Origin of the sequence: Chachezhania antarctica (assembly GCF_003646465.1) — a bacterium.
Lineage (GTDB): Bacteria > Pseudomonadota > Alphaproteobacteria > Rhodobacterales > Rhodobacteraceae > Chachezhania > Chachezhania antarctica.
The window spans coordinates 124302-145497 of sequence record NZ_QZEX01000001.1; the positions used below are offsets into that span (position 1 = coordinate 124302).

Sequence of the window (21196 nt, forward strand, 5' to 3'; positions counted from 1 at the left end):
CGCGTTATTCCGTCGGCGCTCTTGCATTCCGCCCGGCCAGGACGACGCTGATCGTGTAGGCGGTCTGCGGATCCATCCCCGCCAAGATCCCCGCGGCCGCTTCCGGCTTCATCCGCGACAGGAAACCGGCCGCGAATTCGGCATCCATCTGCGAGAAGAGTTGCGCCGACTGCTTGGGCTTCATCTGCTCATAGACCGATGTCAGGCGGGCGATATCGTCCTCCGACGCGGTTTCGGCCAGCGAGAGCGTGGCGGTCAGCCGTTCCTCGGCCGCGACCATCGCGTCGATCTTTTCCCGCACCGAGCGTTCGGCGATGGCAAGCGCCTTCATCCTGTCCTCGATCTGGAGCTCGCGTTTCTCCAGCGCCCGTTCGCGGGCCTGCAGTGCGGCGATCATCGGACCGACGTCTTCGGACGCGACCGCCCGTCCGCCGGTATCGCCGCCGCCCGACTCGCCGGTCGTCGAAGCGCCCGACCGGACCTCTGCCAGGGCGGGGCCCGCTTCGGTGCCAACCCGCAGGACCGCCGACGAAATCAACAGAAGGGACAGCATCACCAGCGCGCCGCGGCGGCCGACCGCCGGGCGTTTCGCGCGCGTCTTGTCCTTGCCCTTGCTCATTGCGCCACCCGACGTGCGGCGCTGTCATGGCGGACAAACATGGGGCCGGTGGAGTCCGCCGCGTCCGGGGCCGGATCCGAGGGCGGAGCGGCCTTGACCGGCGCCTCGGGGGCGCGGGCCTGTTGCGGCGCGGCCGCCGGTTGCGCGCCCGATCCGGCCATGGGCACGTCGTGCATCGACGCCATCATCAGCTCCAGCCGCTGGGCCACCGATTCGGCCCGTTCGGTCAGGGCTTCCAGTGCCGCGGACGATCCTTCAGACGAGTTCTGCGCCACTTCCAGCGCCTTGTTCAGGTGATCGACCTGCGACGAAAGCACCGCGACCGCGCCGCCGACGCCCTTTTCCAGGTCGTTGAACCGGTTCAGGCGCTGCGCGAGGACGTAGCAATAGAACCCCGCACCAAGTGCCCCTGCCACCAGCAGAATGTCTGCAACAAGTTCCATCGAACCCTCCTAGCTCAGCACGAAATCCATGATCAGCAGATCGCGCACCCGTTCCCGGCCCACGACGATCTGTATCCGTCGCAGCATCTGCGCCCGCATCCGCGGAAGAACCATCGGATGCTCCAGATCTCCGACTTCGAGCGCGCGCAGGTACCCGTTCAAAACGTCGATCACCCGCGGCATGACCTTTTCCACGTCGCCCTTCGCCTCCATCGGGACCTCGAGCTGGCCGCGGAAGCGCAGGTGGCGCGAACGGCCGTTGTCGACGACCGAGATCACGATCGGCTCGAGTTCCACGAAGGCGATGCCCGACAGATCCTCGCCATGATCGACCTCGGTCACTTCCTCGGCGTGGTCTGACGACCCGCCGGGAATCAGCCCCATCTGGGTGGCAAAGAATCCCCCGCCCGCCCCGACCAGCGCCAGGACGATCCAGATGACAAACCTCATCTTTCCGGGTTTCTTGCCCTTCTCTTCCGAAGGGTCTTCCATATCAGCGGTGGCGTCCGACATCGCTCGTTCCGTTTCTGCAACTGAGCCCCTTTCTAGCTCGGCAGACCTAACCGAATGTTAAGTCAAACCCGCGATGTTGATCCTCGTGCCGCACAGAATGGCGGTCTTCGGAGGGTAACGTGCAGCAGATCGTAACTGTCTGGACAGGGCTAGAACGGCGCAAGCAGATCGTCGTCATCCTTGCCGCCCTGGCCGTACTGGCCTCGGTGATATTCATGTCTCGAATCGCGACGGCGCCGACGATGCGGCTTCTTTATGCGGGGCTGGAAAACAGCGCCTCGGCGGATGTGATTCGCGCGCTTGAAGGTCGGAACATAGATTACGAGGTGCGGGGCTCTTCTATCTATGTGCCGGGCCCGGACCGCGATGCGCTGCGCATTTCGCTGGCCGGCGAGGGGCTGCCCGCGACCGGTGGCAAGGGCTACGAACTGCTCGATTCCCTCAGCGGTTTCGGCACCACCTCGCAGATGTTCGATGCCGCCTACTGGCGCGCGAAGGAAGGTGAACTGGCGCGCACGATCGTTGCCAGCCCTTATGTCACGCAGGCGCGCGTGCATATTGCCAACCCGCAATCCAGCCCGTTCCTGCGGGGCGCCGAACCCACCGCATCGGTTTCGGTCGTGCCGGCAGGGGCCAAGCTTTCGGCCGAACAGGCAAACGCGCTGCGGTTCCTCGTGGCCTCTGCCGTGGCGGGGCTCTCGGTCGACGATGTCGCGGTGATCGACGCCAACGGCGCGGTCGTCGGCACGGACGAGGAGGGCGGCGCATCCACAACGGCCGACGCACGGTCCGATGTCCTCCGCGAACGGGTCTTGCGCCTGATCGAAGCCCATGTCGGCCGCGGCAACGCGGTGGTCGAGGTCAGCGTGGATACCGTGACCGAAGCAGAAACCATCCGCCAGCGCAGCTTCGATCCCGAGAGCCGCGTGGCGATCAGTACGGATGTCGAGGAAAGCTCCGATTCGTCCGTCAATGGCGCGGGGGACGTGACCGTCGCATCGAACTTGCCGGATGGCGAAGCATCCGAAGGCGAAGGATCGAAATCGCAGGGCACCTCCACGCGCGAGCGGGTGAATTACGAGGTATCGGAGACGGAGCGCGAAATCCGTCGCCTTCCCGGCGCAGTGAAAAGGCTGACGGTCGCCGTGCTGGTGAACGGTGTCGCGGGCGTGGACGCCTTCGAAGTCCGCCCGCCTGAAGAACTGGAATCGCTGCGGGAACTCGTCGCTTCGGCCGTGGGCTATGACGAGGAACGCGGCGATGTGATCACACTGAAAAGCATGGACCTGGCCACGGTGGATGCGGAGGGCACGCTGGCCGTGCCCGGGTTCCTCGATTCGATGCATATCGACGTGGGCGCCGTGCTGCAGCTGGCGGTTCTCGGAATCGTGGCGCTGCTTCTGGGTCTCTTCGTCGTCCGGCCGATCCTGGCATCGGGCACAGTTATGGAGGCCGCGCCTGCCGGTGGTGGCGGCGGCGATCTTCCCGATCTGGGCGGTCTTCCCGAACTGCCCGCCTTCGACATCGCGCCGGCCTTCCAGACCATGTCGGACGGCGGAATGGGAGGCATGGGCAGCTTCGACGGCTCGATGGGCATGGGCTCGAACGTCTCGGACGCGATCGAGGAAGTGCCGGTGGACCAGCTGCGCGAACTGATCGGAGAGCGGCAGGAAGAAACTGTCGAGATCCTGCGTAGCTGGCTGCAGGAAGGCAAGGAGAAGGCCTCATGAGCATCGCACACCTGCTTGAGGATTTCGTCCCGCGGTCCGGCGGCGGCGACTCGCGGCAATTGATGAGCGACGTCGCCCTGGAAGAAGAACGCCTGGAAAGCTTCGAAAAGGGGTACTCGGCCGGATGGGAAGATGCCCTGGCGGCGCAGGCCCGCGAGGGCGAACAGCTGAAAGCCGATCTTGTCGATGGGATCGAGAAACTGAATTTTTCGTACCACGACGCGTTGCAGCAGCTTTTCGAAAAGGTCGAGCCCGTGTTCGAGGTGCTGACCCGCGCGGTTCTGCCCGAAGCGATTGCCGAGGCCTTCGGCCCCCAGATCGTCGAGGAACTGAAGCAGATGTCACGAACCGGTGCAGAAGTGCCGCTGGTTCTGTCGGTTCCCACCGGCACCTCGGCAGCTATCCAACCGGTGCTCGAGGCCAGCGGCTTCACCGAACTGACGCTGACCGAAGACGAAACCCTAGGCCCCGCGCAGGCCAGCCTGCGCCTGGGCAATACCGCGCGCGAAGTCGACGGCGCCGGCGTGCTGGAAGCGATCCGCGACGCTGTCGACACATTCATTTACCAAACCAAGGAGGACATCCGTCATGGATGACGCAGAGGCCACCATGCCGGGCAGCGGCGGCGCGTCGAGCCCGTTCGTTTCGGTCCCGATAGAAATCGTCGTGTCGGTCGGCAAGGCCCGGCCGCTGATCAGGGATCTGATCAACCTCGGCGAAAACGCGGTTCTGAAGCTCGACAAGCGGGTCGAGGATCCGGTGGAGCTTTATGTCGGCGACCGCCTGGTTGCCCGCGGCCAGTTGGAGGAGCTTGACGGCGAACAAGCCGGACAGCTGGGTGTTCGCCTGACGGAAATCGCGGATCTGAAAAGCGGGCTGGGCTAGAACCATGACCGACCTGGCCCAGAAGGGGCACAGGCCTGACCGCGGCGCCCCGGAACGGGCGTCTGCCGGCGCAGGGCGGGATCCGGAATGATCGCGCGGGAACTAAAGGCATTCGTCGCCCGCACGTTTTGCGATGCGGTCGCCCGGGACCCTACGGGGCGGCGGGCGCCGCCGTTGCGTCTCGCGACTGTGCTGCTGGCCCTGCTGGTGGGCTTTGCCTGCCTGCTGCCGGTGCCTGCGCTGGCGCAGGAAATGACGCTGTCACTGGGCGACGACGGCTCGATCTCGGCCCGGGCGATCCAGCTGATCGCGCTGATCACGGTGCTGAGCCTCGCCCCCGGGCTGGCCATCATGATCACCTGTTTTCCGTTCATCGTGACGGTGCTGGCGATTCTGCGGCAGGCCATCGGGTTGCAGCAATCGCCGCCCAACATGCTGATCGTCAGCCTGGCGCTGTTCCTCACCTATTTCGTGATGGAGCCCGTCTTCTCCGCCGCGTGGGAACAGGGGCTGGCGCCGCTGCTGGCCGAGGAGATCGAGGTCGAACAGGCCATGACCCTTGCGCTGGATCCGTTCCGTCTGTTCATGGCCGGGCGCGTCGAAGCGGAAACCTTTGCCGCGATGGCCGATCTGCGGCCCGATGTGGACATCACCGCCCCCGCACCCGAGGCGCCGCTTTCGGTGCTGGTGCCAAGCTTCATGCTGTCCGAGATCTCGCGCGCCTTCCAGGTCGGCTTCCTGATCTTCCTTCCGTTCCTGATCATCGACCTTGTCGTCGCCGCCGTGCTCATGTCGATGGGGATGATGATGGTCCCGCCCGCCATCGTGTCCCTACCGTTCAAGCTGGCCTTCTTCGTGGTTGCCGACGGATGGAGCCTTGTGGCCGGCGCATTGGTGCGAAGTTACGGGACATAGGCGCAAGGCCCGACAGCACCGTCCGCTGGGATGCTAAGAAACGAAAAAGGCCTCGCCATTCTGGCGAGGCCTTTTCCGTGTGAATGAACCGGGCCGCCCGAAGGCGCCGCGGGGATCAGGTTTTCTTCTTTTTCACAGCCGCCCAGATGGACTTGTTCGTGTAGAACAGCAGCAGCGAGAGCACGACCAGGAAGATCACGCCGACAAAACCGGCTTCCTTGCGGGCCATCATCTTGGGTTCGGCCGTCCACATCAGGAAAGCGGCGATATCGACCGCTTCGTTGTGCAGATCGTTGGGCGAGCCGTCGGAGAACTCTACATCTTCGCCCTGCAGCGGCGGCGCCATCGAGATCCAGCCTGACGGGAACGCGGTGTTCTCGTAGAAGAGAGTCCCGGCCTGTTCCTGTTGCACACCGGTATAGCCCGTCAGCAGCGAGTAGATGTACTCCGCCCCGCCCATGCCATTGACCAGCTGCGACAGGCCGGTGCCGTAAGGCCCGTGGAACCCGGCGCGTGCCTTGGCCATCAGCGAAAGATCCGGTGCACCCACCGCCGTATTTGCCGGGAAATTATCCGACGGTAGTCCGGGACGGGTGTCTTCCAGCTCAGCGTCGTAGACTTGGAATTCGGACGCGTAGGCCCGCACCTGATCTGCCGGAAGGCCGGGGCCGTCCGTGTCGTTCAGCGTGCGGAAGGGTACGTAGCGCAGACCGTGGCAGGCGGAGCAGACCTCGGTATAGATCTGCAGGCCGCGCTGAAGCTGGTTCTGGTCGTAAACGCCGAAGGGACCTTCGAAGGAGAAGGCGATATCTTCGATATGGGCTTCCTCGCCACCGGCGGCCCAGGCAACCGGTGCCAGTCCGATCGCCAGGGCAGCCGCGGTTCCGAATGCGAGTTGCTTGAACATTTGCATCGTTCCTTGTCGTTCCCCCGGTTTATTCGGCAGGGGCCGCTTGGGTGCCGTCATCGGCCGCTTTGGATTTGGCGAGATGCGCCTCGAAATCTTCCTCGATGGTCGCAGGCACCGGATCCGGCTTCTCGATCACGCCAAGGAGCGGCAGGATGACCAGGAAGTAGGCGAACCAGTAGGCTGCCCCGATCGCAGCGAGCGAGGTATAGGGCTCCTCGGCCGGCATGGCGCCAAGCCACATCAGCAGGACGAAGTCGACCACCAGCAACGCGAACCACCAGCGGAACATCGGGCGATACCGGCCCGAACGCACGTTGGAGGTATCGAGCCACGGCACCAGCGCCATCACCAGGATAGAGCCGAACATCACCAGCACGCCCAGGAACTTCGCATCGACGATCCCGCCCGTGATGAACGAGGCGAATTGCGAGATCCAGAGGTCGTCGGTGATGGCCCGCAGCATCGCGTAGAACGGCAGGAAGTACCATTCGGGGACGATGTGCGCCGGCGTCACCAGCGGGTTGGCTTCGATATAGTTGTCCGGGTGCCCCAGGTAGTTGGGCATGAAGCCCACGATAGCCCAGAAGATCAGCAGGATCACCGCCAGCGCGAAGAAATCCTTGATGATGTAGTAAGGCCAGAACGGAACGGTGTCCTTCTCGGCCTCTTCCTTAGAGCCGCGGCGCACGTCGACGCCGGTGGGGTTGTTGTTGCCGGTGGTATGGAAGGCCCAGATATGCACGATCACGAGGCCCGCGATGACGAAGGGCAGCAGATAGTGCAGCGAGAAGAAGCGGTTGAGCGTGGCGTTTTCCACGGCCGGCCCACCCAGAAGCCATGTCTGCAGCGGCTCCCCGATGAAGGGAATGGCGCCGAACAGGCCGGTGATCACGGTCGCGCCCCAGAAGGACATCTGACCCCAGGGCAGAACGTAGCCCAGGAAGCCTGTGGCCATCATCAGCAGGTAGATCAGCATGCCGATGATCCACGTGATCTCGCGCGGGGCCTTGTAGGACCCGTAATAGAGACCCCGGAAGATGTGGCAGTAGACGGCCAAGAAGAACAGCGAGGCGCCGTTCATGTGAACGTATCGCAGCATCATGCCGCCGTTCACGTTACGCATGATGTGTTCGACGGACGCGAAGGCCATGTCGACATGCGGGGTGTAATGCATCACCAGCACAACGCCGGTGGCAATCTGGACGACCAGACAGAAGGCCAGGACGATGCCCCAGATCCACATCCAGTTCAGGTTTTTCGGTGTCGGGATCATGATCGTGTCGTAAAGCAGACCGATCACGGGCAGACGTGTCTCCACCCATTTCGAGAAGCCCGACTTCGGTTCGTAATGATCGTGCGGAATACCGGCCATTGTCGCGCTCCCTTATCCCAGAACAATCGTGGTTTCGCCATCGAAGGCGGAAACCGGAACTTCCAGGTTCCGCGGCGCAGGTCCGCGGCGAATCCGGCCGGCCGTATCGTAGTGCGACCCGTGACAGGGGCAGAACCAGCCTTCGAAATCGCCGGACCGTTCGCCCACCGGGACACAGCCCAGGTGCGTGCAGACACCGATCATCACCAGCCAGCGGCCTTCTTCGTCCAGCGTGCGATTTTCATCCGTCGCGGGCAGGCCGGGCTTGTTTTCGTTACGGTCGATGGGATCGGGCAGCGCGCTGAGTTCGACATCGCGCGCAAGCCTGATGTCCTCGTCAGTGCGGTGACGGATGAAGACGGGCTTGCCGCGCCATTTCACCGTAAGCTGTGTGCCTTCTGCCACACCCGAAATGTCGACCCGGATCGACGAAAGCGCCTGAACGTCAGCCGACGGGTTCATCTGGTTGACGAGCGGCCAGATGGCTGCACCGGCAACAACAGCGCCGGCGCCGGCCGTGGCGTAATATAGAAAGTCCCGGCGATCTTCGTCGTGGTCTTCTGCGTGTGACACGAGGTTTCTCTCCAATTCCGTGGCTCTTGGGAGCCTTCTTTCTCCCAACCGCTAGAGCGGAAGTGTTTCAGAGACTTCCTGTATCGACGCTGTTTTCATTCGTCCAGCGGTCAAAGCCGCGCAGGAGCCGTTTCAATCGTCGTGGTATACCAGAGCGGCAGAAGATTCAGCCGCCCCGGAGGTCTCTGTCATTCTAATGCGAGGGCGGGGCCGTGGCCACCATGCTGGGCCGCGTCGAAAAGGCTTCGTACCATGTCGCCAGATTGGGGGCGATGCTGCGCCAGTCGCGCGGGCCGTGACGGAAATCGAGATAGCCCAGCGCGCAGCCAACGGCGATCTGGCCAATGTTCAGCGATCCTTCCAGGTGGCTCATCCACCGGGCGTCCAGTGCAGCCAGCCCACCGGTGACCTTGCCCCATTGTGCATCGACCCAGCCGTCGAACTGCTTGTCCTCGGGACGAACGCGGCCTTCGTAGACCATCAGAACCGCGGCATCGAGAATCCCGTCGCACGTCGCTTCCAGCGTCTTCATCTCCCACTGGGCGGGGCCCGTGCCGTACAGACCGGCCTTGGCACGGTCATCCAGATAACCGCAGATCACGCGGCTGTCGTAGATCGCCGGGCCCTCATCGCGGGCAAGGGCCGGAAGTTTGGCCAGCGGATTCTGTGCGCGCAGCTCTTCCGACGGCCTGGCAGGCGTGGTGGCGACCTCGACAAGCGCGACATCGCCGGTCTGACCGGTCTCGTGCATCACGACCAGCACCTTTCGCGCGAAAGGTGAGGCGGGGGAATAATACAGCTTCAAGGCGTTGGTCCTCCTGGATCCGTTGGCACGGAACTTAGGCTTGGGTCAGAAGCGTGTCCATTCGGTAGACGCCGCACGGCATGCAGATAGCGCGACACCGAAAAGCGGCCAGCGAATGAACACATGTTCAGAAACGAAAGGCTGCATTGCACCGGGCGCTCTTGCCCAAGGGGCGACCGGCGGCTAACGCTCGAACCATGGTCGAGATCTTCCTGCGCACCCTGCCCTTCTTCGCCATCATCGGTCTCGGCTACGGGGCCGGGCGTGCCCGTTTCATAGACGAGGCCGGCACCGCGCTGCTGACCAAGTTCGTCTTCTTCTTCCCTTTGTCGGCCCTGATCTTCAAGTTCGCGTCCGCCCTGCCGGTGGCCGAGATCTTCGACATCCGGCTGATCGGTGCCTACCTGTGGGGAACGGCCTTCGTTTATGGCATCGCCACGGCCGTGGCCTTCATCCGCAGGCTGGACGTGTCCACCGCGGCGATGGAGGCGCAGTGCGCCGTGATCGGCAACGTGGGTTTCCTGGGCCTGCCGATGTTCGCCCTGCTGTTCGGGGAAGAGGCCATCGCGCCGCTGATGCTGGTGCTGACGGTTGACCTGATCGTGTTCTCAAGCCTGATCGTCATCCTGATCAACGCCGCCCGGTCGGGCCGCATCAACCCGGCGGCCTTCCGGATGGCAGGCATGGGGCTGGTGAAGAACCCGATGATCGCGTCACTGGTGATCGGCCTGGGCTGGTCGATGCTGGACCTGCCCCAGCCCGAACCGATGCGGAATTTCATGGACATCCTCGCCGGGGCCGCGACCCCGGGCGCGCTGTTCGCCATCGGCGCGTCGCTGGCCGGGCGGTCGGCGGAACGGCCCTTCGTCGCCGGCTGGCTGAGCTTCTGCAAGCTTGTGCTGCACCCGATCTTCGTGGCCTTCGCCGTCCTTGTCCTGTTCCCGCTGGATCCGTTCCCGGCGGCCATCGTCATCTCGGCCGCGGCGATGCCGGTGGCGGGCAACGTCTACATGCTGGCGCAGCACTACGGCGTGGCGCCGGTGCGCGTGTCGACCTCGATCCTGATCTCCACCGCGATCTCCATCCTCACCGTGCCGCTGGTGATCGCATGGGTCAGCCCCTAGCTCTGGACGCCTCGCGGCGCAGCGGCTAGGCCGGGGGCAGCGTCTTTCCGGAGTACCTTGCCATGGCCACGCCCATTTCCGCGGTGATCTTCGACATCGGCAACGTGCTGATCAACTGGAACCCCGAGCACTATTTCGACCGCACCTACGGCGAGGAGCGGCGCAAGGCCCTGTTCGAGACGGTCGACCTTCACGGCATGAACATCCGCGTCGACAAGGGTGAGCATTTCACCTCCGTCATCGAGGAAACCATCGAAATGCATCCCGACTGGGCGCTTGAAATCAAGGCCTGGCACGACGACTGGATCCAACTGGCCAGCCCCGCCATCCCCCATTCCGTCCGCCTGCGCGATGCGTTGCGGGCCAAGGGCATTCCCGTTTTCGCGCTGACCAATTTCGGCGTCGAAACGTTCGAGATCGCCCGCGCCGAATACCCGTTCCTGGAAGAATTCGACCGCAAGTACGTGTCGGGCCACATGGCGGTGATCAAGCCCGACCCACAGATCTACGCCATCCTGGAAGAGGACTGCGCGCTGGACCCGGAAAGCCTGCTGTTCGCCGATGACCGGCCGGAAAATATCGAAGCCGCCGCGGCCCGTGGCTGGCAAACCCATCTGTTCGAACACCCACAGGGCTGGGCCGACCGGCTGGTCGCCGAAGGCCTGCTGACGAAGGAGGAGGCTGCATGACCATTCCCTACATCCCCTTTGCCGAAGGCGAGGCGCTGCTCGACTGGCTGGGCCTGTGCGATGCGCTGGCCGCCGGGCACGATCTGCCGAAAGCGCAGATCGGCGACACGTTCCTGTACCGCGACCCGGACACGCTGCTGTCGCGGGCGGCGTGGATCGACGGGATGGGATCGCTGGTCAAGACGGCGACGATCTTCCCGGGCAATCCCGGGAACGGCCAGCCCATGGTGAACGGTGGCGTCAGCCTGTATTCCGATCAGGACGGCACGCTGGACGCGCTGGTCGATTTCCACCTTGTCACCAAGTGGAAAACCGCGGGCGACAGCCTGCTGGCCGCGCGGCGCCTCGCCCGGCCCGATGCCACCCAGATCCTGATCGTGGGGGCCGGCACCGTCGGCGGGTCGCTGATCGAAGCCTTCGGTGCGGGGTTCCCGGATGCCACTATCACGCTCTGGAACCGGACGGCCAGCAGCGCAGAAACGCTGGCCGCGTCCTATCCCGGCACCATGGTCGCGACCGATCTGGAAACGGCCGTCGGCGCGGCGGATATCATCGTGACGGCGACAATGTCGTCTGAGCCGGTGATCAAGGGCGACTGGCTGCGCCCCGGCCAGCACCTGAACCTGATCGGTGCCTACCGGCCCGACATGCGCGAAACCGACGACACGGCGCTGACCCGGTCGAAGATCTTCGTCGACAGCCGGGACACGACGCTCGATCATATTGGAGAACTGAAGATTCCGCTGGGCACCGGCGCGATCCAGCGTGGCGACGTGGTGGCGGATTACTATGATCTCGCTTCCTTCCAGCCGGGAGACGACGAGACCATCACGCTTTTCAAGAACGGCGGCGGCGCGCATCTGGACCTGATGACCGCGCGCTACATTCTGGACCGCTGGAAGGCATAGCGCGCAAGGCACCCTCGTCCCGTCCGGGCCGCGCCCGACCCCAAGGTTCCCGGGACGCCGATCACCTTCCAACGGCCGGTAGGATGCGTGATCCCCCACGCACCGCAACGCCCCGCCGAAGCGCACATCCGTCAGGCCGGAACCAGCCCCGCATTGGGCTTTTCCCTGATCGGCAGATGCACCAGCGCCGAAAACGCGCCGACGCCTACGCCGATCCACCAGACGGCGGTGTAATCGCCGTAGATGTCGTACATCCGCCCGCCCAGCCAGACACCAAGGAACCCGCCCAGCTGGTGCGAGAAGAAGACGAAGCCGTAAAGCGTCGCCATGTACCGCAACCCGTAGATATAGCCGACCAGCCCGGAGGTCAGCGGCACCGTCGCCAGCCAGAGCGAGCCCATGGTAACCGAGAACACGATCACCGTCAGCGGCGTGATCGGCAGCAGGATGAAGGTCGCGGCGACCACGGTGCGCAGCGTGTAGATGATCGCCAGCAGGTATTTCTTGGTGAAATGGTTCCCCGCCCAGCCCGCCAGCAGCGTCCCCCCGATGTTCGCCATCCCGATCAGCGACAGGGAAATCGCGCCAAGCTTCGAAGTGTCCGAAATGCCGATACTTTCGAGCATGCTGCCGGGAGAGATCGGCCCGCAAAGCTCCGTCACGAAGGCCGGGAAATGGGCAGTGATGAAGCCCAGCTGGTAGCCGCAGCTGAAGAACCCCACGAAGATCATAACGTAGGACGGATCGCGGAAGGCGATCATCAGAGTCCGGCCCATGCTCATTTCCAGGTCCGATTTCGGCGCCATGGGCTGCGTCTTCATCATCGGCAGCAAAAGCGCCGACGCGGCAATGGCCGCGGCCATGACCATGAAGGTGCCCTGCCAGCCGATGCCGCCGATCAGCGATTCCGTGACGGGCGGCACAAGCACTTGCCCCGCGCTTCCCGCCGCGGTTGCGATGGCGAGAGATATCGATCGGTTCTTGTCGGAAGACGCCCGCCCCACCATGGCCAGGATCACGCCAAAGCCCGAACCCGCGATGCCGAAGCCGATCATCATGTTCAGAAGCTGGTGCGCGCCGGGCGACACGGCGAAGGCCGAGGCAAAAAGGCCCAGCGTATACAGCACGATCCCCAGCAGGATCGCCTTCCGGTCCCCCAGCTTTTCGGCGATGGCGCCAAAGATCGGCTGCCCGTTCCCCCAGCACAGGTTCTGGATCGCGATGGCCATGGAAAAATCGGCCCGCGGCCAGCCGAAGGTTTCCGACACCGGGATCTGGAACAGGCCGAACCCGGCCCGGGCCCCGAAGCTGACGACCACGATAAGGCAACCGCCGATCAGGATCGGCGTGAACAAGGGCGCGGGACGGTCCATAATCGGTCTCCGGATGAGGATGGAAAGACACTACGGAAAGTGAAGGGAAGGTCAATTCATGGTTTGGCATGGACCTCATCGCGATCCATGAACAGAGCCCGACAGAAGGCACGACGCGCCATGCCCGACCTCGGGAGGGCCGCACGACGCGGTACCGCGCGTAACACCGTCTCATGCCAACCGGTCGATAGCTTCCAACAGAGAAGATGCCCTCCCGTGGGGGAGGTCGGGCATGGCGTTTCGTGCCGACACGCCGGGAACAGGTTTCTGGCGCAACAGCAAGGATAGCACTTGCGCGGCCGCGTGTGCGCTTTTCAATACCGCGGGCGCGGGCTATGGCTCCACCTCATGAGTGACGATGATGACAATGCTTTCCTTGACCCGACCTCGCTCTACGCCGCCCGCGTGGACGAAGGCGACCTGAAGCGCGATGCCGCGCAGGAAAGCGTCCTGCCCGAGCTTGACCGCCTGCGCCGCGAACTGCGCGCGATGCCCCACCGATCCCAGCGCCGCGGCTTCCTGCGCCGCGCGAAGACGGTCGAGGCGCCGAAGGGCGTCTACATGTGGGGCGGCGTCGGGCGCGGCAAGTCGATGCTGATGGACCTGTTCGTCGAAACGCTCGACAATGTCCCGGCGCGGCGGGTGCATTTCCATGCCTTCATGCAGGAAGTGCAGAAGGGCATGAACGCCGCCCGCAAGGAAGGCATCTCCGATCCCATCGGGCCCGTGGCCGAAAAGGTCGCCGCCTCGGTCCGGCTGCTGGCCTTCGACGAGATGCAGATCACCGACATCACCGACGCTATGATCGTGGGGCGGCTGTTCGAAAAGATCTTCGCCGATGGCGTCACTGTGGTCACCACGTCGAACCGCCCACCCGACGACCTGTACAAGGATGGCCTGAACCGGCAGATCTTCCTGCCCTTCATCGACATGCTGAAGGACAGGATGGTCGTCCACGAACTGGCCAGCCCCACCGATTACCGGCTGCACCATACCGATCTGGCCCGCGTCTACTTCACGCCGCTGAACTCTGAGACCCGCGCCAAGATCACGGAGATCTGGTCGGATCTGACCGGCGGGCAAAGCGAACCGCTGGAGATCGACGTCTACGGCCGCGAGGTCATTCTGCCGTTCTACCGCGACCGCCGCGCGCGGGCGTCGTTCTACGATCTGTGCGGCCATGCGCTTGGCCCGGCCGATTACCTGGCCATTGCCGAAGCCGTCGACATCCTGATCGTCGAGGAAATCCCCCGCCTGTCCCGTGCCAACTTCAACGAGGCAAAGCGCTTCGTGACGCTGGTCGATACGCTCTACGAGGCCAAGGTGCGCCTGATCTGCTCGGCCGCGGCCTCTCCCGAGTTCCTGTATATCGAAGGCGAAGGCTCGTTCGAGTTCGAGCGCACCGCAAGCCGGTTGATGGAAATGCAGGACCGGACATGGGGCAAGCCGCACGGGTGACCCGGTCCGGTTCATCCAAGCGCCCTACTGTTCAATCCGTTCAGGGCGCCATGGCGACGTCCCTTCCCAGAAGGCGCCAAATTTCGACGTCATAGATCCGTCCGAGCGTGGGTTCGCTCGCCAGAAACGCGAGCTTCAGCCGTTCTTCGCCAGCACGTCACCTGCAAGGTAAAGCGATCCGCAGATCAGGATCCGCGCCGCAGGGTCCTTGCGGACGATCTCGGCCACGGCGGCATCGACGCTGGGCGCGGTGTCGGCCTGCATGCCCGCGGCATCGGCCACCTTCCGGGTTTCCTCGGCCGTGAAGGTGGCCGTGGCGTTGGGGATGCTGACGCCGGTCAGGCCTTCCGAGAGCTCAACCAGCGGGCGCAGGAAACCGCGCGGGTCCTTCGTGTTCAGCATGCCGCAGATCAGGTAGGTGGGCTTTTTCGGCATCTTCGCCAGCACATCCGCCACCACCTTGCCCGCCGCCGCGTTGTGCCCGCCGTCGAGCCACAGCTCGGCCTTGGGCGCGGCTTCGGACAAGGGACCGCGGGTCAGGCGCTGCATCCGGGCAGGCCATTCCGCCTTGCTGACGGCCCGCGATGTCGCCCGGTCGTCAAACCCCAGCGCCCGCAGAGCCACGACAGCCGCACCGGCATTCTGGATCTGGTGCGCGCCGGGCAGGTTCGGCATAGGCAGATCGGCGAGCCCGGTTTCGTCCTGGACCACCAGCCGGCCGCGTTCCTCGAAAGCGTGCCAGTGCTGGCCGTGGACCAGCAGCTTCGCCCCGACCTTGGCAGCCTGACGTTCGATGACTTCCAGCGCGCCGTCTTCCTGGGGGCCGACCACGCAGGTCACGCCACGCTTCAGGATGCCCGCCTTCTCGAAGGCGATTTCCTCGATCGTTTCGCCAAGGAACTGCTGGTGGTCGATGGAGACGGGCGTGATCACGGTCAGCGCCGGGTCGTCGATGACATTGGTAGCGTCCAGACGTCCGCCAAGGCCGACTTCCAGCAGGGTGTAGTCCGCCTGCTCCCGCGCGAAGGCGAGGATCGCGGCGCAGGTCGTGATCTCGAAATAGGTGATGGGCGTGCCGTCGTTCGCCGCTTCGCAATCTTCCAGAAGCGCCGCCAGATCGTCTTCGTCGATCAGCGAACCCGCCAGCCGGATGCGTTCGTGGAAGCGCACGAGGTGGGGGGAGGTGTAGACATGGGCCGACTGGCCGGCCCCTTCGATCCCGGCGCGCAGCATCGCGATGGTCGATCCCTTGCCGTTGGTGCCGGCCACGTGGACGACGGGCGGCATCTTCAACTGCGGATTGCCCAGCGCGTCGAGCAAGCGCCAGACACGGTCCAGCGTCAGGTCGATGATCTTCGGGTGCAGCCCCATCAGGCGGCCCAGGATCACGTCGGATTCGCCGTAGGGCATCGAAGGAACCGGGCCTAGCACGTCGTCCGCCCCGGGAGATAACTTGGTGTCATTTTGTGGCTGTCTTCTCGGCAGTGTCGGGCGCGCCTTCGGCGGCCTCGGCTGTGGCATCGGGCGCGACCGGTTCGGGCGGCGCGGGGACAGGATCGACCTTGTCCGGCGGCGGAAGATCGCCGCGCACGGCGGGCGGCAGGCCCAGCAGCATGCGGGTGATCGTGATCAGTTCGTCGCGCATCTGGCCGCGCGGGGTGACCCGGTCCAGCATCCCGTGATCCAGCAGGTATTCGGCGCGCTGGAACCCTTCGGGCAGCTTTTCTCGGATCGTCTGTTCGATCACGCGGGGGCCTGCAAAGCAGATAAGCGCACCGGGTTCCGCGATCTGGACATCGCCCAGCATCGCGTAGGACGCGGTCACGCCGCCGGATGTCGGGTGGGTCAGCACGACGATATAGGGAAGGCCGGCTTCCTTCAGCATTTCCACGGCCACGGTCGACCGGGGCATCTGCATCAGCGACAGGATGCCTTCCTGCATCCGCGCGCCCCCGGCGGCGGCAAACAGGATCAGCGGGCGGTGCAGCTTCACCGCCTCTTCCGCGGCGGCGATGATGGCGTTGCCCACGTACATGCCCATCGACCCGCCCATGAAGGTAAAGTCCTGCGCGGCGGCAACGATGGGAGTACGCCCGATTTCGCCCGTGGCGACAAGCATCGCCTCTTTCTCGCCCGTCGACCGTTGCGCGGTGCGCAGCCGTTCGGGGTAGCGTTTCTGATCGCGGAACGCCAACGGGTCGGCAATGGGTTCGGGCACCGCGATTTCGGCAAAGGCGCCGCCATCGAACAGCGCAGAGAACCTGTCACGCGGGGTGATCAGCATGTGATGGCCGCAATTGGTGCAGACGTTCAGATTGTCGCTGAGTTCGCGGTGAAACAGCATCGACCCGCAGCTTTCGCATTTCAGCCACAGGTTCTCGGGCATCTCGCGGCGGGAGAAAATGGAGTTGATCCGCGGCCGAACGTAGTTCGTGATCCAGTTCATCGTGGTTCCTGCCGTGCCCTGTTCGCGTCAAAGTTCCGGCTTCAGATAGACTGCCGCCGGTCCGAAATCAATCGGTGGGCGGTTATCCTGCCTATCTGCGCAGGACAACCCGCGCCGTCAGCCACATCACGATAACCGCGGCGAAATCCACCATAAGCCAGGCTTGTGCACCGCTGCCTTCGGACAGGTCGTAAGGCACCAGATACAGCGCCAATCCGTTCAGGCTGTCGGGCAGCGAGACCAGGAGGATGGCCGCCAGATTGTTGACGAAGTGGATGGCGATGGCCGGGCCCAGCGTGCCGGCCCGCGCCGTCAGGTCGGCCATCATCACGCCGAAGGCAAAGGTCCAGCCGACATATAGCAGCGCGGTGTCACCCATATCGGTCGGGGCATAATGGCCCGCCGCGAACAGCGCCGACGGCAGGCACAGCCAGATGACAGGCTGGCGGAACCGCGCGGCAAGGCTTTGCTGAAGGAAGCCGCGAAAGACGATCTCCTCGGTCGCGACCTGCACGAAGATCGCCGGGATCGCCAGTGGCAGGAGAGAGGCCCACAGCCCGAAGGCAAGGTTCGGCTTCAGCGGGCCGCCGTAATCATAGGGCGGCAGGGCGGCGACCACGATGCTCAGCACCAGAACGGCGCCGAAGACGCGGATGAACTGGCCAAGGAAAAGCCGCCACGGCCCGATCAGTCCGGCAGGCGAACGTCCCTGCACCACCCGCACCGCCAGCCCGGTGGCCACCGCCATGATTCCGAACCAGTAAAGAATGAACAGAAGCCCCACGGGCGTCGTGCCGGTGACACCGTCCTGCGCAATGGTCCACCAGAGGTCGGGGAAGACCCTCGACAGGATGGCACCCACCGCCGAGTTCAGCCCGAAGAACGCCAGCGCTGCCACCGCCAGCGTGACAAGCAAGCGCCAAAGCTGGGGTCGCGCGCGGGCGGGGGCGACGAAGATCTCGTGGGCGCTGTAGGGGGCGGGTCGCATGGGAATCCGATGTGCGCGAGGTGGGGAGAAACGCGACTCTAGCGATTGTCCCGCCCGCCCGAAAGCGGCAAGCGCGTCTGCATCGGCGGGCCTTCGCGCTTGTACGTCCGGTGTCGGTCGCGCTATGCCAACGCCACACACGCCAAGACCTCGGGAGGCCCGCGATGCTCAAGCGCAAATTCGACAAGTCCAAGCTGCCCAGCCGCCACGTGACCGAAGGTCCTGCGCGCGCTCCGCACCGGTCCTATTATTATGCCATGGGCATGTCCGAGGAGGAGATCCACCAGCCACTGGTCGGCGTCGCCACCTGCTGGAACGAAGCGGCCCCCTGCAACATCGCGCTGAACCGTCAGGCCCAGGCCGTGAAGCTGGGCGTGAAGGCCGCCGATGGCACCCCGCGGGAATTCACCACGATCACCGTCACCGATGGCATCGCCATGGGCCATGAAGGCATGCGATCATCCCTGGCCTCACGAGAAGCCATCGCCGACACGGTTGAGCTCACGATGCGCGGGCACTGCTATGACGCGCTCGTCGGTCTTGCGGGCTGTGACAAGTCCCTGCCGGGAATGATGATGGCAATGGTCCGGCTGAACGTGCCCTCCGTCTTCATCTATGGCGGGTCGATCCTGCCGGGCAAGGCCCCGCAGGACGACGAAATCCCCGAGGATTTCCGCACACGCGACCTGACCGTGCAGGACATGTTCGAAGCCGTGGGCCGTCACCAGAACCACGAAATGTCGGATGCCGCGCTGGACATGCTGGAACGCGTCGCCTGCCCGTCGGCCGGTGCCTGCGGCGGCCAGTTCACCGCGAACACCATGGCCTGCGTGTCCGAGGCCATCGGGCTTGCGCTTATGAACTCGTCCGGCATGCCCGCCCCCTATGAAAGCCGCGACCAGTTCGCCGAAGCGTCGGGCCAGGCGGTGATGAACCTGCTGGAAAAGAACATCCGCGCGCGGGACATCGTCACCCGCCAGTCGCTGGAAAACGCGGCGCGCGTGGTGGCCTGCACCGGCGGGTCGACCAATGCCGGCCTGCACCTGCCTGCCATCGCGCATGAAGCCGGGATCGACTTCTTCCTCGAAGACGTCTGCGAGATCTTCCGCGACACGCCCTATTTCGTCGACCTGAAGCCGGGCGGCCAGTACGTGGCCAAGGACCTGTACGATGCCGGCGGCATCCCCGTGGTGATGAAGGAACTGCGCAAGGCAGGCCTGATCCACGAAGACTGCATGACCGCCACCGGCCGGTCCATCAGCGAGGAGCTTGACCAGATCGCACGCGAGGCCGATGGCCGCGTGATCTACCCGATCGACACGCCGCTGACGAAAACCGGCGGCGTGGTGGGCCTGAAGGGCAACCTCGCCCCCGAAGGCGCCATCGTGAAGGTTGCGGGTATCGAGCCCCAGCATCAGCGTTTCGTCGGCCCCGCCCGCGTCTTCGAATGCGAAGAAGACGCGTTCGAAGCCGTCAAGCAGCGCGGCTACAAGGAAGGCGAAGTGATCGTCATCCGCAACGAAGGCCCGTCCGGCGGGCCCGGCATGCGCGAGATGCTGGCGACCACCGCGGCCCTGTCCGGCCAGGGCATGGGCAAGAAGGTGGCGCTGATCACCGATGGCCGGTTCTCGGGCGCGACGCGCGGGTTCTGTGTGGGTCATGTTGGCCCCGAAGCCGCCTATGGCGGACCGATCGCGATGCTGAAGGATGGCGACGTGATCACCATCGACGCGATCAACGGCGAAATCTCGGTCGACCTGACGGACGAGGAGCTGGATGCCCGCAAGGCCGACTGGAAAGGCCCGCGCGACACGATCTATGCCTCGGGCGCGCTGTGGAAATACGCGCAACTTGTGGGTGCGACCTACAAGGGCGCGGTGACCCATCCCGGCGGCGACGCGGAAAAGCACATCTACATGGATCTCTGATCCGGGTCCGCATGGCATTTCGCATCATACCCCTGCTCACGGCGGCAATTGTCGCCCTGGGCCTTGCGGCCTGTACCGAAGGGGCCGGGCTGTCCCTTGGCGCGTCGCAGGCCGAAACGCAGTTGGCGGGGGGCGCGCTGACCCTTGTCGCCCCGGCCGGCTATTGCATCGACCGCAATTCGGTCGAAAACGGGGCCGAGCAAAGCTTCGCCCTGATCGCCCGCTGCCCCGGCAACGCGGGCGCGGGCAAACCGCCAGCGCTGATCACCGTGACGACGGCGCCCATGGCGGAAGGCCAGAGCGTGCCCGGCGCAAGCGCCCTCGCCCGGGCCAGCGGCCGGGGAGCCGTTGCGCGACCGGGGCGTGAGGGGCTGTCGCTGGTGCAGATCCGTGAAGGCGAAACCGACATCGCGGGCGCAAGCCCCACGCGCTGGCGGGGCGTCTTTGCCGCCGGCGGCCAGCTTGTGGGCCTGACGCTTTATGCAGCGCCCGACAGCGCGGCCCTGGGCGATGGCGGTGCGGCGCTCCTGTCCCAGATCGCGCGCCTGTCGCGGGCGACCAGCGCACCGCCAACCGCGCCGGCAGACGACGAAGACGCGGCGTGACGGACCGGCGGCACCGTGGCCCAAACTCCCGCCCACTCCGCTTTCTTTACGGGCATGTTTGACGCCACGACCGGCACTTTCTACACCTGACGCCCAGCGTCACATCGAGAATTCAAGCGCACGGCAACTGCAACGGAGTCGAACATGGCCAGTTTCTTCGACCTGTTTCTGCACCGCCGCACCGTGCGCCGCTGGCGCAAGGCCGCGCGCGACGCGCCGACCGTCTCGCTGACGACCCTGAAGGCCCAGCGCACCCGCGCACGCCAGCTGCGCGCCCATATCGACCGCCTGATCCATGTGGCCGACGGACGGCTGGCACTGCCCCGGATCGACAGCTCACAGTTCCAGAAGCCCCACGGCACCGACTGGGCGTGGCGCCCGGAAGCGTGGCGCGGCCCACTGACAAAGCCCGGCCTTGCCGCCGTCCCGACCCGCGCCCCTTTCGGCAACGAAGCGACACTGTTCCACGATTGCGATGTGTCCGAGGTCACTCTGCGCCAGATCCGGAACCTGCGGCCGGACGATCTCGCCGCCTTCGGCTTGCGGCTGGATGTCTTCCGGTTCGACGGTTCGTTCCTGTCGCTGGTGATCGACCTGCCCAACGACGCGGCCAAGGGGCTTTCGAGATCGAACCTGATCCGGGTGAACACGATCATCGAATCCGAAAAGCCGCTGGAAATATTTGCCAGGTTAAATGTCCGGCACGGGCCCAATACCGAACAGGTTGTCCGGGAATTGCCGTTGCACGAAGAAGATGTCAGCGTCGATTTCGATCTGGCCTATTCGAAATTGAATGAACGGCGAATTGAAAAGGTGTGGCTGGATCTCATCTTTGAGGCGCCGGAAATGAATCAGATCATTTTGCGCGACGTGACTTTCGCGCGTTATATGCGGGCGTCGATCTGACCGGTG

Annotated in this window: 22 protein-coding genes; 11 read left to right on the forward strand and 11 right to left on the reverse strand. The window is 64.7% G+C overall.

Annotation, left to right across the window (positions count from 1 at the left end):
- Nucleotides 1–4: 4 nt before the first annotated feature.
- Genes D4754_RS00685 through D4754_RS00695 form a run of 3 tightly spaced genes read right to left on the reverse strand, consistent with a single transcriptional unit; the run spans nt 5 to nt 1575 of the window.
- On the reverse strand, nt 5–619 hold the full coding sequence (locus D4754_RS00685) for a MotE family protein (RefSeq protein ID WP_121060633.1): 615 nt from the start codon (nt 617–619) through the stop codon (nt 5–7).
- Nucleotides 616–1062: a hypothetical protein gene (locus D4754_RS00690; RefSeq protein ID WP_121060635.1), complete on the reverse strand. Its 447-nt coding sequence runs from the start codon at nt 1060–1062 to the stop codon at nt 616–618. Before D4754_RS00690 ends, D4754_RS00685 begins: the two co-directional genes overlap by 4 nt.
- A gap of 9 nt (nt 1063–1071) precedes the next feature.
- Complete coding sequence (locus tag D4754_RS00695; protein WP_121060637.1) at nt 1072–1575, reverse strand: flagellar basal body-associated FliL family protein; 504 nt, start codon at nt 1573–1575, stop codon at nt 1072–1074.
- Nucleotides 1576–1694: 119 nt separating this feature from the next.
- Here D4754_RS00695 and fliF point away from each other — a divergent pair, with 119 nt between their 5' ends.
- From fliF to fliP, 4 genes are all read left to right on the forward strand, one after another.
- Nucleotides 1695–3305 (forward strand): flagellar basal-body MS-ring/collar protein FliF, encoded by a 1611-nt coding sequence (fliF, locus tag D4754_RS00700; RefSeq protein ID WP_121060639.1) that lies wholly within the window; start codon nt 1695–1697, stop codon nt 3303–3305.
- The gene (locus tag D4754_RS00705; RefSeq protein ID WP_121060641.1) at nt 3302–3901 is read left to right on the forward strand and encodes an ABC transporter ATP-binding protein; all 600 of its coding nucleotides are present in this window, start codon (nt 3302–3304) and stop codon (nt 3899–3901) included. The genes fliF and D4754_RS00705 overlap by 4 nt, the downstream gene beginning before the upstream one ends.
- On the forward strand, nt 3894–4190 hold the full coding sequence (locus tag D4754_RS00710; protein ID WP_121060643.1) for a FliM/FliN family flagellar motor switch protein: 297 nt from the start codon (nt 3894–3896) through the stop codon (nt 4188–4190). The genes D4754_RS00705 and D4754_RS00710 overlap by 8 nt, the downstream gene beginning before the upstream one ends.
- A gap of 174 nt (nt 4191–4364) precedes the next feature.
- Nucleotides 4365–5105 carry a flagellar type III secretion system pore protein FliP gene (fliP, locus tag D4754_RS00715; protein ID WP_420837183.1) on the forward strand — a complete coding sequence of 247 codons (741 nt, stop codon included), beginning with the start codon at nt 4365–4367 and terminating at the stop codon, nt 5103–5105.
- Between the two features lie 115 nt (nt 5106–5220).
- Here the strand turns inward: fliP and D4754_RS00720 are convergent, their stop codons facing one another.
- From D4754_RS00720 to D4754_RS00735, 4 genes are all read right to left on the reverse strand, one after another.
- Nucleotides 5221–6012 carry a cytochrome c1 gene (locus tag D4754_RS00720; RefSeq protein WP_121060647.1) on the reverse strand — a complete coding sequence of 264 codons (792 nt, stop codon included), beginning with the start codon at nt 6010–6012 and terminating at the stop codon, nt 5221–5223.
- A 28-nt stretch (nt 6013–6040) separates the two neighbouring features.
- Nucleotides 6041–7387 (reverse strand): cytochrome b, encoded by a 1347-nt coding sequence (locus tag D4754_RS00725; RefSeq protein ID WP_121060649.1) that lies wholly within the window; start codon nt 7385–7387, stop codon nt 6041–6043.
- Nucleotides 7388–7399: 12 nt separating this feature from the next.
- Nucleotides 7400–7960, reverse strand: a complete 561-nt coding sequence (gene petA, locus D4754_RS00730; RefSeq protein ID WP_121060651.1) for a ubiquinol-cytochrome c reductase iron-sulfur subunit — start codon at nt 7958–7960, stop codon at nt 7400–7402.
- A 193-nt stretch (nt 7961–8153) separates the two neighbouring features.
- Nucleotides 8154–8765, reverse strand: a complete 612-nt coding sequence (locus tag D4754_RS00735) for a glutathione S-transferase (protein ID WP_121060653.1) — start codon at nt 8763–8765, stop codon at nt 8154–8156.
- A 197-nt stretch (nt 8766–8962) separates the two neighbouring features.
- Between D4754_RS00735 and D4754_RS00740 the strand changes: the two genes are divergently transcribed.
- The 3 genes from D4754_RS00740 to D4754_RS00750 all read left to right on the forward strand — a co-directional run bounded on the left by D4754_RS00740 (nt 8963) and on the right by D4754_RS00750 (nt 11486).
- Nucleotides 8963–9889: an AEC family transporter gene (locus D4754_RS00740; RefSeq protein WP_121060655.1), complete on the forward strand. Its 927-nt coding sequence runs from the start codon at nt 8963–8965 to the stop codon at nt 9887–9889.
- Between the two features lie 62 nt (nt 9890–9951).
- The gene (locus tag D4754_RS00745; RefSeq protein WP_121060657.1) at nt 9952–10578 is read left to right on the forward strand and encodes an HAD family hydrolase; all 627 of its coding nucleotides are present in this window, start codon (nt 9952–9954) and stop codon (nt 10576–10578) included.
- Nucleotides 10575–11486 (forward strand): ornithine cyclodeaminase family protein, encoded by a 912-nt coding sequence (locus D4754_RS00750; protein WP_121060659.1) that lies wholly within the window; start codon nt 10575–10577, stop codon nt 11484–11486. Before D4754_RS00745 ends, D4754_RS00750 begins: the two co-directional genes overlap by 4 nt.
- A 131-nt stretch (nt 11487–11617) precedes the next feature.
- On the opposite strand, the gene D4754_RS00755 is transcribed toward D4754_RS00750, so the two are convergent.
- Entirely contained in the window at nt 11618–12859 is a 1242-nt protein-coding gene (locus D4754_RS00755; RefSeq protein ID WP_121060661.1) for an MFS transporter, read from the reverse strand.
- A gap of 348 nt (nt 12860–13207) precedes the next feature.
- Between D4754_RS00755 and zapE the strand changes: the two genes are divergently transcribed.
- Nucleotides 13208–14317: a cell division protein ZapE gene (gene zapE / locus D4754_RS00760; protein ID WP_121060663.1), complete on the forward strand. Its 1110-nt coding sequence runs from the start codon at nt 13208–13210 to the stop codon at nt 14315–14317.
- Nucleotides 14318–14452: 135 nt separating this feature from the next.
- Here zapE and D4754_RS00765 read toward each other — a convergent pair whose 3' ends face one another.
- From D4754_RS00765 to D4754_RS00775, 3 genes are all read right to left on the reverse strand, one after another.
- Complete coding sequence (locus tag D4754_RS00765) at nt 14453–15727, reverse strand: bifunctional folylpolyglutamate synthase/dihydrofolate synthase (protein WP_121060665.1); 1275 nt, start codon at nt 15725–15727, stop codon at nt 14453–14455.
- Nucleotides 15728–15776: 49 nt separating this feature from the next.
- Nucleotides 15777–16763 carry an acetyl-CoA carboxylase, carboxyltransferase subunit beta gene (accD, locus tag D4754_RS00770; RefSeq protein WP_121060667.1) on the reverse strand — a complete coding sequence of 329 codons (987 nt, stop codon included), beginning with the start codon at nt 16761–16763 and terminating at the stop codon, nt 15777–15779.
- 91 nt (nt 16764–16854) lie between these two features.
- Nucleotides 16855–17751 (reverse strand): CPBP family intramembrane glutamic endopeptidase, encoded by an 897-nt coding sequence (locus tag D4754_RS00775; RefSeq protein WP_240453702.1) that lies wholly within the window; start codon nt 17749–17751, stop codon nt 16855–16857.
- Nucleotides 17752–17915: 164 nt separating this feature from the next.
- Here D4754_RS00775 and ilvD point away from each other — a divergent pair, with 164 nt between their 5' ends.
- From ilvD to D4754_RS00790, 3 genes are all read left to right on the forward strand, one after another.
- Complete coding sequence (ilvD, locus tag D4754_RS00780) at nt 17916–19679, forward strand: dihydroxy-acid dehydratase (protein WP_121060669.1); 1764 nt, start codon at nt 17916–17918, stop codon at nt 19677–19679.
- Nucleotides 19680–19690: 11 nt separating this feature from the next.
- Entirely contained in the window at nt 19691–20284 is a 594-nt protein-coding gene (locus D4754_RS00785; RefSeq protein WP_121060671.1) for a hypothetical protein, read from the forward strand.
- A 144-nt stretch (nt 20285–20428) separates the two neighbouring features.
- Nucleotides 20429–21190: a DUF6478 family protein gene (locus D4754_RS00790; RefSeq protein ID WP_121060672.1), complete on the forward strand. Its 762-nt coding sequence runs from the start codon at nt 20429–20431 to the stop codon at nt 21188–21190.
- Nucleotides 21191–21196 lie beyond the last annotated feature (6 nt).

Bases quoted from the DNA above. Each gene is read 5' to 3' on its own strand.
- D4754_RS00685 (WP_121060633.1), bottom strand. From the start codon at position 619: ATGAGCAAGGGCAAGGACAAGACGCGCGCGAAACGCCCGGCGGTCGGC.
- D4754_RS00690 (WP_121060635.1), bottom strand. From the start codon at position 1,062: ATGGAACTTGTTGCAGACATTCTGCTGGTGGCAGGGGCACTTGGTGCG.
- D4754_RS00695 (WP_121060637.1), bottom strand. From the start codon at position 1,575: ATGTCGGACGCCACCGCTGATATGGAAGACCCTTCGGAAGAGAAGGGC.
- D4754_RS00705 (WP_121060641.1), top strand. From the start codon at position 3,302: ATGAGCATCGCACACCTGCTTGAGGATTTCGTCCCGCGGTCCGGCGGC.
- D4754_RS00710 (WP_121060643.1), top strand. From the start codon at position 3,894: ATGGATGACGCAGAGGCCACCATGCCGGGCAGCGGCGGCGCGTCGAGC.
- D4754_RS00720 (WP_121060647.1), bottom strand. From the start codon at position 6,012: ATGTTCAAGCAACTCGCATTCGGAACCGCGGCTGCCCTGGCGATCGGA.
- D4754_RS00725 (WP_121060649.1), bottom strand. From the start codon at position 7,387: ATGGCCGGTATTCCGCACGATCATTACGAACCGAAGTCGGGCTTCTCG.
- D4754_RS00740 (WP_121060655.1), top strand. From the start codon at position 8,963: ATGGTCGAGATCTTCCTGCGCACCCTGCCCTTCTTCGCCATCATCGGT.
- D4754_RS00745 (WP_121060657.1), top strand. From the start codon at position 9,952: ATGGCCACGCCCATTTCCGCGGTGATCTTCGACATCGGCAACGTGCTG.
- D4754_RS00750 (WP_121060659.1), top strand. From the start codon at position 10,575: ATGACCATTCCCTACATCCCCTTTGCCGAAGGCGAGGCGCTGCTCGAC.
- D4754_RS00755 (WP_121060661.1), bottom strand. From the start codon at position 12,859: ATGGACCGTCCCGCGCCCTTGTTCACGCCGATCCTGATCGGCGGTTGC.
- zapE (WP_121060663.1), top strand. From the start codon at position 13,208: ATGAGTGACGATGATGACAATGCTTTCCTTGACCCGACCTCGCTCTAC.
- D4754_RS00765 (WP_121060665.1), bottom strand. From the start codon at position 15,727: ATGCCCTACGGCGAATCCGACGTGATCCTGGGCCGCCTGATGGGGCTG.
- accD (WP_121060667.1), bottom strand. From the start codon at position 16,763: ATGAACTGGATCACGAACTACGTTCGGCCGCGGATCAACTCCATTTTC.
- D4754_RS00775 (WP_240453702.1), bottom strand. From the start codon at position 17,751: ATGCGACCCGCCCCCTACAGCGCCCACGAGATCTTCGTCGCCCCCGCC.
- ilvD (WP_121060669.1), top strand. From the start codon at position 17,916: ATGCTCAAGCGCAAATTCGACAAGTCCAAGCTGCCCAGCCGCCACGTG.
- D4754_RS00785 (WP_121060671.1), top strand. From the start codon at position 19,691: ATGGCATTTCGCATCATACCCCTGCTCACGGCGGCAATTGTCGCCCTG.
- D4754_RS00790 (WP_121060672.1), top strand. From the start codon at position 20,429: ATGGCCAGTTTCTTCGACCTGTTTCTGCACCGCCGCACCGTGCGCCGC.